The organism is Sphaerisporangium sp. NPDC005289 (genome assembly GCF_040607455.1).
Taxonomy (GTDB): Bacteria; Actinomycetota; Actinomycetes; order Streptosporangiales; family Streptosporangiaceae; genus Sphaerisporangium; species Sphaerisporangium rhizosphaerae.
Window position 1 is genome coordinate 160176 of sequence record NZ_JBEXGS010000014.1, and the last position, 12179, is coordinate 172354.

Consider the following 12179-nt stretch of genomic DNA (forward strand, 5'->3'; position numbering starts at 1 on the left):
CACTCGATTATGCGCCTCCGCCCTCGCCGCGGTCCTCCGGCAGGATCTGCACGCAGTCCTCGGGCAGCCCAGAGCCGGCCTGGCGCGGGACGAACCGCGTCGCGAGCCGCTCCTCGGCGCAGCATCGTTCGAGGTAGGTCACGACGCTCTTCCACTGCTCACTGCCCGGGGAGGCGTGCACCGGCTCGTTGTCCGGGCCGATGACGGCCGGGCGGAAGCCGACCGCCACGGGACCGTCGTTCGCCGAGACCCTGACCACCGCGACGCCGGTGAGCCGGGAGTCCTCGTGGAAGGGGAGCAGCGGGTAGCCCTCCTTGGGCTGGATGCGGTACTCCCCGAACCGGCGGCTCAGCGCGAGCTCGTCCTCGGGGCCGGTGGCGCTCAGGTATCCGTCCTTGGCCAGCCGCTCCCGCAGCCGGGGCAGGTCGAACAGGTAGTGTCCCAGGCCGTAGAAGATGGGCTTGCCGCGGTAGAACTCGACGCCGCGCAGCATGTGGTGATGGTGGCCGAGCACGATGTCGGCGCCGGCGTCCACCGCGACGCGGGCGCAGCGCCGTTCGTGGTCGGTGAGCACGTACGGGCGGGTGAAGTCGCCCCAGTGGAAGCTGGCCACCACGACGTCCGCGCGCTCCCGCGCCGCCCGGAGGTCCTCGCGCAGCGCCGTGAGGTCCTGCGCCAGGGTCTCGGTGGTGACGCGGGGGACCAGGCCGGGCTGCCACTCGTTCGGCTCCCACGGCGTGTACCTGGTGTGCGCGCGCAGCGGCGCGAGCCCGGGCACCGCCGCCTTGGCCTCGTAGCCGTAGGGGAAGACCGAGGCGTAGGCGACGAAGGCGACGCGCAGGCCGCCGCGGTTGACCACGACCGGCCGGCGGGCCGCCGCGATGTCGGCTCCCGCTCCGACCGGCGAGACGCCGAGTTCCGCAAGAGTTGCGCAGGTGTTCAGCAGCGCGCCGTACCCGCCGTCCACACTGTGGTTGTTCGCCAGCGACACCACGTCGAACCCCGCCTCGGCCAGCGGGCGGGCGTTGACGGCCGGCGCCACGACCGGCGAGCCCGAACTCGGCGCACGCTCCCAGATGTCGCTGAACGCGCCCTCGCAGTTGCCGAATAGCACGTCGCCGCCGCGCAGGAACTCTTTGGCGGAGTGGAACGCGGTCGACGGGTCGTCGCGGTCGATGAAAACGTCCCCGACGGCGAAAATCGAGGCCTCTGTGGTCATCGTCGGCTCCTGACAATCGATTATGGATGACGTGCCGATGTGGCGGCGTGGCCGGCGCCGCCGCGGATCCACGATGCACAATAACGAGCGGTTGATTCGGTCACGGCCGAAACGTTCTCGCACGCGGCCGGCACATTGGACGTCCCCGTTGTTTTCGGCGTTCATCATTTGCTGCTTTCGGTACGGCTGAACCGTATTTGACGCCCGCCTTGTCCGGACTGTGCCATCAATAGTTAGGCCGATACCTAACGGTCGGCTTGCTAAGCTTCGCGGCGTCCTTCGATATACCGCGATCCGGGCATATCGGGCGCGGTTTCGAGAACCGGATTCTCACTCGTGAGGGGACGTCATGGCCGATCGGAAAACATACCGCGGCGAGTACGACGAGGCTCTCTATTGGGAGCGGGTGGATCGTAATCTGGGATGGCTCGGTGACACCCCGGAAGAGCAGCGCAAGCGTCAGGAGAAGCTGCGCGACTCGGTGATCGGCATCGTCGGGACCGGCGGCATCGGCGGGGCGGTCGCGCTCCGGCTGGTCCGCATGGGCGCCCGCAACCTGAAGCTGGCCGATCCCGACGAGTTCGACGTGACGAACATCCAGCGGCAGATGGGGGCCGACCTGGCGACCGTCGGCCGCAACAAGGCCGAGGTGGTGGCCGAGATGGCCTTCGACCTCACGCGGGACGTCAACATCGACGTCTACCCCGAGGGGATCACCCCCGGCAGCGCGGAAGAGTTCATGGACGGCTGCGACTACGTCATGGACCAGATGGAGTTCTACCAGGTCAAGAACCGCTACGCGCTGCACAGGGCGTTCCGGGCCTCCGACCGCTGCAAGTTCATGCTCAAGATCCCCACCGTCGGCCACACGGTGATCGTCTACAAGTACACGCACGACTCGATGACCATCGAGGAGGTCTACGACATCCCCGAGGACGCCGAGTTCACCGACGACGTGGTGCGCAAGCTCGTCGAGCGCGCCATCGCGGTGATGCCGGACTACCCCGACCGGGCCGAGATCGACCGCTGGTTCCTCGACATGCGCCGCATGCCCATCTTCGGCGCCTGCCCGCCCATGGCCGAGGGCATCCTCGTCGAGCGGCTGGCCATGGAGATCATGGAGCTGCCGGGGGTGGCCCCGCTGCCCGTGCAGCCCGGCTACGCGATCTTCGACTCCAAGAACTGGACGGCCCGCATGGTGCCGGGCAAGTGGTGGGAGAGGTGAGCCTCCCCGTCCGCGTCGTCCTGATGTCGGAGGTCAACTCGAAGCTCGGGGCGCCGTTCCTGTCCATCCTGGCCGAGCATCCCCTGGTCGAGCTCGTGGGGGTGGTGACCAGCCCGCGGGGCCGGCTCTGCCCGTACTTCCTGGGCGAGGAGGACCAGGTCGACCTCGACGCCCAGGGACGCGGATGGGGCATCCCGCCGATGCGCCCGGCGAACGTCAACGACCCCGGCAGCGTCGCCGCCATCGCGGCCCTGAAGCCCGACTACATCATCGTGGGCAACTACCAGCAGATCCTGAAGGCGGACCTGCTGGGCGTGCCCCGCATCACCTCGGTCAACTTCCACCCGAGCCCGCTGCCCAAGTACGCCGGCTGGGCGCCGTTCTTCTGGATGGCGCGCACCGGGGAGACCCGCAGCGGCGTCACGGCCATCGCCATGACCACCCAGATCGACGGGGGACCGGTCATCGCCGCCAAACCCATCATGCTCAGCGGCACCGAGACGGCCCTGGAGATCAGGGAGTCGCACACGGTGGCCAACGTGGCGCTGCTGCGCGAGCTGATCCCGCGCCTGGCCGCGGGACGGCTGCCCCTCACTCCGCAGGACCCGGGGAAGCGCACCTACTTCAGCAAACCCGGCGACCAGGACCACTGGCTCGACTTCACCCAGGACACCGAGACCATCCTGCGCACCGTCCGGGCCGGTTACCGCCGCCCGGGAGCCTACGTCCTCACCGAGGACGGCGAGGTGATGGTCGTGCTGTCCATGGAGGCGGTGGGGACGCGCTACCCCGCCTCCGTCACCCCCGGGACCGTGCGCCACGAGAACGACGATGTGTTCATCGCGGCGAAGGACGGGTGGCTGCGGCTGTGGTCGATCGAGGTGGAGGGCGAGGAGCAACTCGGCCACCTGCCCCGCTCGCACACCTCCGTCAGCACGCGGTTCGCGCCGCGCCCCTCCGCCTGACCACCCGCGACCGGGTGGCCGGCGCGCGTGCCGGTGCCAGGCGCGCCGGCACGCCCGCCGCGGGAACCGATCATCCATCCCCGAGAAATGAGTACTCATGTCTTATGGGTTTTCCGAAGCGATGGCCGCGCGCCCTGACCGGGCGCCGACACCCGGTTCGGAGGTCGGCGTCCAGCCACTGGTGGACCACACCCGGCTGGACGGCGACACCGACGAGGACCGGCGGATCCAGGCCGCGCACCGGCTGTACGAGCACCTCATCGGCCTGTGGGCGCCCGGCGTGATCGAGGCCGCCCACGACCTCGGCATGTTCGCCGAGCTGGCGAAGGGCGCGGCCTCCGCGGTCGAGGTCGCCGAGACGCTCAAGACCGACGAACGCGCCACGCGCATCATGCTGGACGCCCTGCACGCCTACGCGATGGTCGACGCCGTCGTGCCGCCGGACGGCATCACCCGCTACGTGCTCGGCGAGCGGATGCTCCCGTCCGTCCTGCCCGGCGGGGTCTACAGCCTGACCGGGAAGATGGACTACGACCGGGCGGTCGCCTGGCCGGCGTGGCGGAGCCTGGCCGAGGCCGTGCGGCACGGCTCGCGCGACGCCGCCGGCCACGACCGCGCCAACCAGATCTCCGAGGCCGACTACGAGTCGCTGGCCCTGGGCATCAACTTCTGGGCTCCGCCGATCGTCGCCCGGCTGCACGACTGGCTCGACGCCTCCGGATGGGACGCGAGCGTCCCCGCGCGGGTGCTCGACGTCGGCTGCGGCAGCGGCCTGTACGGCCAGCTCATGCTCCGCCGGCGGGAGAACTGGCACGTGACCGGCGTGGACGCGCCGCGCATCATCGAGCTGGCCCGCGCCCAGGCTCAGCGGCTGGGCGTCGACGACCGCTTCAGCGGCATGGTCGGCGACTTCTGGGCCGACGCCTGGGGCGCCGGCTTCGACCTGGTGTTCTTCGCCAACATCTTCCACCTGCAGACGCCGGAGAGCGCCGCGAAGCTCACCGCCACCGCCGCCGGCTCCCTGTCGGAGCGCGGGCTGATCTGCATCGCCGACCACATCGTGGACGACACCGGCCGGGGCGAGTCCGAGCAGGACCGGTTCGCCCGGCTCTTCGCGGCCTCGATGCTGGCGACCGGCGGCGGCGACGCCTACCGCCTGAGCCGCTACGACCGGTGGCTGGAGTCGGCGGGGCTGAGGCGGGTGGCCCTGATCGACGCGCCCATGCACCGCATCCTCATCGCCACCCGTCCGGACAACACCTTCTGACGGCGGCGGCGCCCGGGCCGACGCTCAGCCCGGCCGACGCTCAGCCCGGCCGACGCTCAGCCCGGCCGACGCTCAGCTCGACCGACGCTCGGCTCGACCGGCCCTGAGCCCGGCCGGACGCGCGCCGAACCCGGCGTGAGACGGCTGGGATCCGAGCCGGGCCGTGCAGGAGCGTGAGGCGGGCCGGACGTGAGGGGCCGCGGCGGTCCCGTCCTCGTGGGGACGCGACCACCGCGGCCTTCTTTCCTCCCTCGCCGGTGGCGCGGCCGGTGGCCGGCCACTCTCAGCCGCGGAGCTCCAGCTCCGCCTCGATCTCCACGGGCATGTTCCACGGCAGGCCCGCGACGCCGACGGCCACCCGAGAGTGCCCGCCCACCTCGTCGCCGAAGGCGTCGAGGAGGAGCTGCGAGGCCGGGTTGAACACGGCGGGGAAGTCGATGAAGTCCGGGGAGGCGTTGACCATGCAGTTCAGGCGGCACCACGCCCCGACGCGGTCGAGGTCGCCGAGCTCCCGTTCGAGGTCGGCGACGATGCCCAGCAGCGTGAGCCTGGCCGACTCCTGGGCGGTGGCGAGGTCGACCTCGGAGCCGACCTTGCCCGACGGCCCGGCCACCGTGCCGTCCTCGCCGATGGGGACGTGCCCGGACACCAGGACCCGGTTTCCGAGCACCCGGACGAGGCTCGGAGCGATCTTGATCTGGTCGGGGAGCTGCCAGGGCTTGGGCAGCGACCTGCCCTGGGCGGCCAGGCGGGCGCGAACTTCCTGGCTGCTGACGGCCGGGCCGTAAATATTCCGGACGTTCATGTGATCGGTTCTCTCTCTTCTTGTCGGCGGGCGAAGGGCGACGCCCGCGGCGGTCAGGCCTCGGGGGCGGGGCGCGCGGCGCCGAAACGCTCCCGCAGAGCCCGCTTGTCGACCTTCCCGACGCCGGTCCTGGGCAGCTCGGTGACGACGCGCACGGTCGGCAGCCACGACGGCGGGACCCGGCCGGCGAGGTGAGCGGCGAACTCCTCGGGGGCGGGCCGCGCGCCGTCGCTCTCACGCAGGACCACACAGGCGAGCGGGCGCTCACCCGACTCGGCGTCGGGCACCCCCACCACGGCGGCGTCGGCGACCGCCGGGTGCGCCATGAGGTGCTCCTCCAGCTCGACCGTCGAGATCCACTCGCCCTTGGCCCGGATGAGGTCCTTCATCCGGTCGACGATGCGGATGTAGCCGAGCTCGTCGATGCGGGCCGCGTCGCCGGTCCGCAGCCAGCCCTGCTGGAACTTGTCCGGCGGCGACCCGTCGCGGAAGTACTCGCGCACCACCCATGGCCCGCGCACCTGCAGCTCACCCATGGACGCGCCGTCCCACGGCACCTCGCCCCCCGTGTCGTCGGCGATGCGCATGTCGACCATGGCCAGCGGCCTGCCCTGCGAGACCGCGTAGTAGGCGCGGGTCTCCTCCGAGGGCCGCTCCCCGGCCTCGGCGGGCGGCCGGCTGAAGCTGCCGTGCCCGCTGGTCTCGGTCATGCCGAACACCTGCACGATCGGGACGCCGACCTCCTCCTCGAAGGCGCGCGAGACCGCGCGCGGCACGGGGGAGCCGCCGCACACCATGCGCCGCAGCGAGGACAGGTCGGGCCGGTGGCGGCGCCAGTGGTCCAGCAGGCCGGTGAGGGCGGCGCCGAACCCGACCGACACCGTCGGCCTCTCGCGCTCGATCAGCTCGCACACCCCGGCCGGGGTCAGGTCGCCTCCGGGCAGCAGCAGGCCGCAGCCGTGCATGGCCGCGCTGAACGGCAACCCCACCTGGCTCAGCGAGAGGGGCACCAGGGCGAGCAGCGTGTCGCCGGACGACAGGCTCTCGGCGTCGGCGAGCCCGGCGCAGAAACTCTGCAGCACCGTGCTGCGATGGCTGAAGACCACGCCCTTCGGGCGTCCGGTGGTGCCGGTGGTGTAGCTGACGTGCGCCGCCGCGGCCTCCTCCACCTCCGGCCAGGCCTTCAGCGGGTCGGCCTCGGCCAGCAGCCGCTCGTAGCCCAGCCGCCCGCCGGCGGGCGGCTCGTCGCCGTCCCCGTCGGGCAGCACGACGACCGGGCGGCGGCGCGTGAGCCGGGACTCCGCCTCCTCCCAGGCGGGCAGCAGGCCCGCCTCGCACAGCACGAGCGTGTCGTCGGCGTGGTCGACGATGTAGGCGACGTGCTCGGCCGGCAGGTGGACGTTGACCGTGTGCAGCACCGCCCCCATCGAGGTGGCGGCGAGGTAGGCCTCCACGTGCCGGTGCGTGCCACCGGCGAAGGTCGCCACCCGGTCGCCCGGGCCGACCCCGAGCGCGGCGAGCGCCCCCGCCAGCCGGCGGGCACGGGCCACCACGTCACCCCAGGTGAGGCGGGTGACGCCGGCCCGTGACCGGGTGACCACCGGCCGCCTCGCGAACAGCCGCTCGGCGCGCGAGGTGACCATCCCGGGAATGGTGAGCGGAGATTCCATCATCCCGCTTCGCATGCGATCTTTCTCCCTGTGGGTCGAGATGTGCCCGTCACGCGACGACCGCGCGCGACGGTTCGGCCGTCTCCGGGGCGCCGCGGCGCGCCGGGACGACCAGCAGCACCGTCACCGCGGAGAGGATCATGAAGCCGGCCACGACGTACAGGCCGGCGCCGAACGAGCCCGTCCAGTCCTTCAGCAGGCCGAACAGGTGGGGGCCCAGGTAGCCGCTCGCCGCGCCGATGCAGTTGATCAGGGCGATCGCGCCCGCGGCCGCCACGCCCGTCCCCGCGACGACCCGGGCGGGCAGCTGCCAGAAGGCGACGGTGGAGCTGAGCATGCCGGTCAGCCCGAGCGCGATGCCGGCGACCAGCACGTACGGGTTGCTCGCCAGCACGCACGCGACCACGGCGACGGCGCCCAGCAGCAGAGGCACGGCGCAGTGCAGGCGCCGCTCGCCCGTCCGGTCGGAGTGGCGCGCCCACCACACGAAGCCCACCGTGGCCACGGCGAACGGGATGGCCGTGACCAGGCCCACCTGCAGGTAGGAGAACCTCGTGCCGAAGGCCGTCTCGAGCCCCTTGATCATCTGTGGCAGGAAGTAGGTCAGCGCCCACAGCCCGAACGCCTGGCCGAACAGCACCACGCCGAGCAGCAGCACGCGCGGGTTGCGCACCGTCCGGCCCAGCGCCCCCTTCTGGTGGGGCGGCGCCTGGTTCTCGGCCTCCAGCGTCCCGACCAGCCACGCGCGCTCGTCGTCGGCCAGCCAGCGGGCCTCCTGCGGGCGGCTGGTGAGCCAGAAGAACGCCCACACGCCGACGATCACCGACGGGATGCCTTCGGCCAGGAACAGCAGGCGCCATCCGGACATGCCGAACAGGCCGTCGCCGTACTGCATGATCGCCGTGGACAGCGGCGCCCCGAGCACCGACGACAGCGGGATGCCGAGCAGGAACATCGACAGCATCTGCGCCCGCCGGCGGGCCGGGAACCACAGGGCGACGTAGAGCAGCAGCCCGGGGTACAGGCCCGCCTCGGCGACGCCGAGCAGCGCGCGCAGCGCGTACAGGCTGCCGGGGCCCTGGGCGAAGGCCAGGGCGGCGCTGCACAGGCCCCAGGTCACGGCGATGCGGGCGATCCAGACCCGGGCCCCGAACTTGAGCATCGCGATGTTGCTGGGCACCTCGAACAGCACGTACCCGATGAAGAAGACGCCGGCGGCCAGGCCGAACATCGACGCGGTCAGCCCGAGCTCGGCGTTCATGTCGAGCGCGGCGTAGCTCATGTTCACCCGGTCGAGGAAGTTCAGGAAATAGAGCACGATCATCAAGGGGATGAGCCTGCGGACGAGTTTGCGTACGGTCCGGGTCTCGATCTCCTCGGACCCGGCGGGTGGAACGGACATGTCGCCCTCCGGTGGCGGGTGGACTCGGTGCGGCGGGAAGCTCACGCGTCGACCGTGCGCATGATCCCCTCGGGGTAGCGCTCGCCGGCCACCGAACCGGCGGGGACGGCGCTCTCGAGCAGGCCCACTTGCTCCGGCGTGAGCCGCACCTGCGCCGCGGCGACGTTCTCCCGCAGGTAGGTGACCCGCTTGGTGCCGGGGATGGGCGCGATGTGCTCGTCCTGCGCGAGCACCCAGGCCAGGGCGATCTGGGAGGGGGTCATCTCCAGCTCCGCCGCGATGCTCTGCACGCGGTCCACCAGCGCGAGGTTGCGGGCGAGGTTGGCGCCCTTGAACCGGGGGTCGGTGTGCCGGTAGTCGTCCTGCGACAGCGCGCCCATGTCGCGCACGGTGCCGGTGAGGAAGCCGCGCCCGAGCGGGGAGAACGCCATCAGGCCGATGCCGTGCTCGCGGCAGGCCGGCAGCACGTCCTTCTCCACGTACCGCTCGAACAGCGAGTACTCGCTCTCCAGCGCCGTGATCGGATGGGTCGCGTGCGCGCGCAGAAGGGTGTCGGTGCTGACCTCCGACAGCCCGATGTAGCGCACCTTGCCCGCGGTGACCAGCTCGGCCATCCCGCCCACGATCTCCTCGATGGGCATCTCGCGGTCGCGGCGGTGCAGGAAGTACAGGTCGATGACGTCCACGCCGAGCCTGCGCAGCGAGGCCTCGCACGCCTCGCGGGCGTACTCGGGGCTGGAGTCCAGGACGAAACTCCCGTCGCCGGTCCAGCCCTTGATGCCGAACTTGGTGGCCACGACCGCCTGGTCGCGCCGGCCGGCGATGGCCCGGCCGACCAGCGACTCGTTGTGGCCGTTGCCGTATCCGTACATGTCCGAGGTGTCGAGCAGGGTGATGCCGAGGTCGAGCGCCGCCCGGATGGTGGCGATGGACTCCTCGTCGTCATAGGGGCCGTACGACTGCGACATTCCCATGCAGCCGAGGCCGATCGCGGACACGTCCAATTCCCCGAGCTTCCGGTGTTCCATCGGTTTCTCCTTGTGGTCCGCCGGGTGTTTCTCCGGCCGCGGCGGGACTGTGATCCACGGAATCGGAAAACGCGGGCAGCCCTTTTACGGCGGCGCGGTCATGCCGCCGGCGCTGGGCCGTCGCGCCGATGGACGAGCAGTCTCCGCCGACGCCCGGGACGACGCCGACCACGTTATCCGAGGGATGGTTAGGTGACGGGCGAACCGTCATCGACGCCGGTCGCGCCCGCTCGCACGCCATCGGCGCGTCTCCTCGCCCGGTTGTTCCCGGCGGTGTCTGTGCTATACCGGTGAGAAATGACTAAAGGCCGGATGTGATACCGCTCCCGAATTAATGGCGAGGCCCCGTGACTTCTTTATCCCGTGATATGACGGAAAGCGTGGGCGAGCTGCGCGCCCGGCTCGGCCCCCGCCTGTTGACCGGCGAGGCCGTGCAGGCCTACCGCCACGACGCCGCCCCGCTCGCCGCGCCCGGCGTGCCCCTCGCCGTCGTGCGCGCCCGGGAGGAGGGCGACGTCCAGCAGGCCCTGCGCTGGGCGCACCGGCACCACGTCGCCGTCGTGCCCCGCGGCGGCGGGACCGGTCTGGCAGGCGGCGCGACGGCCGTGGACGGGTGCCTGGTGGTGAGCCTGGCCGGCATGGACCGCATCGTCGAGATGCGCGCCGACGACCAGTACTGCGTGGTCCAGGCCGGCGTGATCACCGCCGACCTCGACCGCGCGGCGGCCAGGCACGGGCTGATGTACGCCCCCGACCCCTCGAGCCACGAGACCTCCACCATCGGCGGCAACCTCGCCACCAACGCCGGGGGGCTGCGGTGCGTCAAGTACGGGGTGACGCGCGACTGGACGCTCGGCCTGCGGACGGTGCTCGCCGACGGCCGCGTGCTCGCCACCGGGCGGCGCACCGTCAAGGGCGTCGCGGGATACGACCTCACCGGCCTGCTGGTCGGCTCGGAGGGAACGCTCGGCGTCATCGTCGAGGCCACCCTGCGGCTGCGCCCCCGCCCGTCCGGCGCGCCGGTCACGGTGGTGGCGCAGTTCCCGCTGCTGGAGGCCGCCGCCACCGCCGCGCTGGAGATCACCAGGGCCGGGCTCGACCCCGGCCTGATGGAACTGCTCGACGCGGCCACCCTGGCCGCGCTGAGCGACCACACGCGTATGGACTTCGAGGACGCGGCGGCGCTGCTGCTCGTGCAGTTCGACGGCGCCGGCCGCGAGGACGCCGCCGACGCCGCCCTGGCGGTCCTCACCCGCGGCGGCGCGGGGACGGCCCTGCGGTCCGAGACCGCCTCCGAGGCCGCCGAACTCGTCGGACTGCGGCGCCTGGCCTATCCGGCGCTCGCCCGGCGCGGCGTCCCCTTCACCGAGGACGTGTGCGTGCCCCGGTCACGGCTCGCCGAGATGGTGCGCCACATCCAGGCCGTCGCCGCCGCCCACGCCTGCGAGATCGCCACCGTCGCCCACGCCGGGGACGGCAACCTGCATCCGCTGTTCGTCCTGCCGCACGGGACGACGGGGATCCCCGCCAACGTGTCGCGGGCCGCCGACGAGATCTTCGCCCGCGCGCTGGAGCTCGGCGGCACCCTGACCGGCGAGCACGGGGTCGGCACGCTCAAACGGCGCTGGCTCGAACGGGAGATGTCGGCCGAGTGCGCGGAGGTCACCCGCGCGGTCAAGCGGGCGCTCGACCCGCACGGCATCCTCAACCCCGGCAAGGCCGTCCCCTTCCCCGGCGAAGGGAACGGGGACGACCTGCCCGGCTGAGGCGACACTCCCGACGAGTGCGGGCCGTGTCACCAGGGTCGCGAGCGTTACCAGGGGAGCGGGCCGTCGGCTCCGAAGCAGCCGCCCGTCGGACCGTCCGGCGCGAGGACGGCCAGCCGCACGGCGATCGCGGCGCCGTCGGCCGCGGTGCGCGCCATGCCCGAAAGGGCCGGGGCGAACGCCGTCGCGCACGGGCCCGGGTCGGCCGCGTTGACCAGCACGCCGTGCTCGCGCAGCGCGTTGGCGTACTGCACGGTCAGCGCGTTCACCGCCGTCTTGGACGGCACGTACGCCGCCGACGGAGGCCTGCGGGCGAACGGCCCCGCCGGGTCGCTCATCAGCGTCAGCGAGCCGAGGCCGCTGGTGAGGTTGACGACCCGCCCGCAGGGCGAGCGCGTCAGCAGCGGGATCATCGCCGTGGTCACCGCGATCAGGCCGAAGACGTTGGTCTCGAAGACCTCCCTGACCACCTCCAGGTCGGCGTCGCACGGGTCCTGCCCGGCCACGTCGCCGAGGATGCCCGCGTTGTTCACCAGGACGTCCAGCACGCCGAACCGCTCGGCGACGTACCGGGTGACCGCGTCGATCGACGCGCGGTCGGTCACGTCGAGCGTGACCGTGCGCACGTCGGCGCCGGTCGCCGACCGCAGCGCGGCGGCGGCCTCCTCGCCCTTGCCCGGGTCGCGGGCGCCGAGCAGCACGGTCATGCGCCGTTCCGCCAGCTGGGCGGCGATCTCGCGGCCGATGCCCTGGTTGGCGCCGGTCACCAGCGCGACCTTCGGCCGGGTGCCGTTGGCCGTCATCTTCGGGTACCGCCCCGCACGGGCGCGGG

The 12179-nt window shown here is 72.2% G+C and carries 10 protein-coding genes; 4 read left to right on the top strand and 6 right to left on the bottom strand.

Going from position 1 to position 12179, the window contains the following annotated elements:
* Nucleotides 1-7: 7 nt before the first annotated feature.
* Entirely contained in the window at nucleotides 8-1219 is a 1212-nt protein-coding gene (locus tag ABZT47_RS24500; RefSeq protein WP_354846286.1) for a CapA family protein, read from the bottom strand.
* 349 nt (nucleotides 1220-1568) lie between these two features.
* Between ABZT47_RS24500 and ABZT47_RS24505 the strand changes: the two genes are divergently transcribed.
* From ABZT47_RS24505 to ABZT47_RS24515, 3 genes are all read left to right on the top strand, one after another.
* Nucleotides 1569-2444 carry a ThiF family adenylyltransferase gene (locus ABZT47_RS24505; RefSeq protein ID WP_354846289.1) on the top strand — a complete coding sequence of 292 codons (876 nt, stop codon included), beginning with the start codon at nucleotides 1569-1571 and terminating at the stop codon, nucleotides 2442-2444.
* On the top strand, nucleotides 2441-3409 hold the full coding sequence (locus tag ABZT47_RS24510) for a formyltransferase family protein (RefSeq protein ID WP_354846298.1): 969 nt from the start codon (nucleotides 2441-2443) through the stop codon (nucleotides 3407-3409). Before ABZT47_RS24505 ends, ABZT47_RS24510 begins: the two co-directional genes overlap by 4 nt.
* 97 nt (nucleotides 3410-3506) lie before the next feature.
* Nucleotides 3507-4676, top strand: a complete 1170-nt coding sequence (locus ABZT47_RS24515; RefSeq protein WP_354846301.1) for a class I SAM-dependent methyltransferase — start codon at nucleotides 3507-3509, stop codon at nucleotides 4674-4676.
* A 283-nt stretch (nucleotides 4677-4959) separates the two neighbouring features.
* Here ABZT47_RS24515 and ABZT47_RS24520 read toward each other — a convergent pair whose 3' ends face one another.
* The 4 genes from ABZT47_RS24520 to ABZT47_RS24535 are packed head-to-tail and all read right to left on the bottom strand — an operon-like array spanning nucleotide 4960 to nucleotide 9581.
* Entirely contained in the window at nucleotides 4960-5481 is a 522-nt protein-coding gene (locus ABZT47_RS24520) for a RidA family protein (RefSeq protein ID WP_354846303.1), read from the bottom strand.
* 53 nt (nucleotides 5482-5534) lie between these two features.
* Entirely contained in the window at nucleotides 5535-7166 is a 1632-nt protein-coding gene (locus ABZT47_RS24525; protein ID WP_354846306.1) for a long-chain-fatty-acid--CoA ligase, read from the bottom strand.
* A 34-nt stretch (nucleotides 7167-7200) separates the two neighbouring features.
* Nucleotides 7201-8553 carry an MFS transporter gene (locus ABZT47_RS24530; RefSeq protein WP_354846308.1) on the bottom strand — a complete coding sequence of 451 codons (1353 nt, stop codon included), beginning with the start codon at nucleotides 8551-8553 and terminating at the stop codon, nucleotides 7201-7203.
* 41 nt (nucleotides 8554-8594) lie between these two features.
* Nucleotides 8595-9581, bottom strand: coding sequence for an aldo/keto reductase (locus tag ABZT47_RS24535; protein ID WP_354846311.1), 987 nt, complete (start codon nucleotides 9579-9581; stop codon nucleotides 8595-8597).
* A 368-nt stretch (nucleotides 9582-9949) separates the two neighbouring features.
* Between ABZT47_RS24535 and ABZT47_RS24540 the strand changes: the two genes are divergently transcribed.
* Nucleotides 9950-11347: an FAD-linked oxidase C-terminal domain-containing protein gene (locus ABZT47_RS24540; RefSeq protein WP_354846314.1), complete on the top strand. Its 1398-nt coding sequence runs from the start codon at nucleotides 9950-9952 to the stop codon at nucleotides 11345-11347.
* A 47-nt stretch (nucleotides 11348-11394) separates the two neighbouring features.
* Here ABZT47_RS24540 and ABZT47_RS24545 read toward each other — a convergent pair whose 3' ends face one another.
* Nucleotides 11395-12150 carry an SDR family NAD(P)-dependent oxidoreductase gene (locus ABZT47_RS24545; RefSeq protein ID WP_354846317.1) on the bottom strand — a complete coding sequence of 252 codons (756 nt, stop codon included), beginning with the start codon at nucleotides 12148-12150 and terminating at the stop codon, nucleotides 11395-11397.
* Nucleotides 12151-12179: the final 29 nt, after the last annotated feature.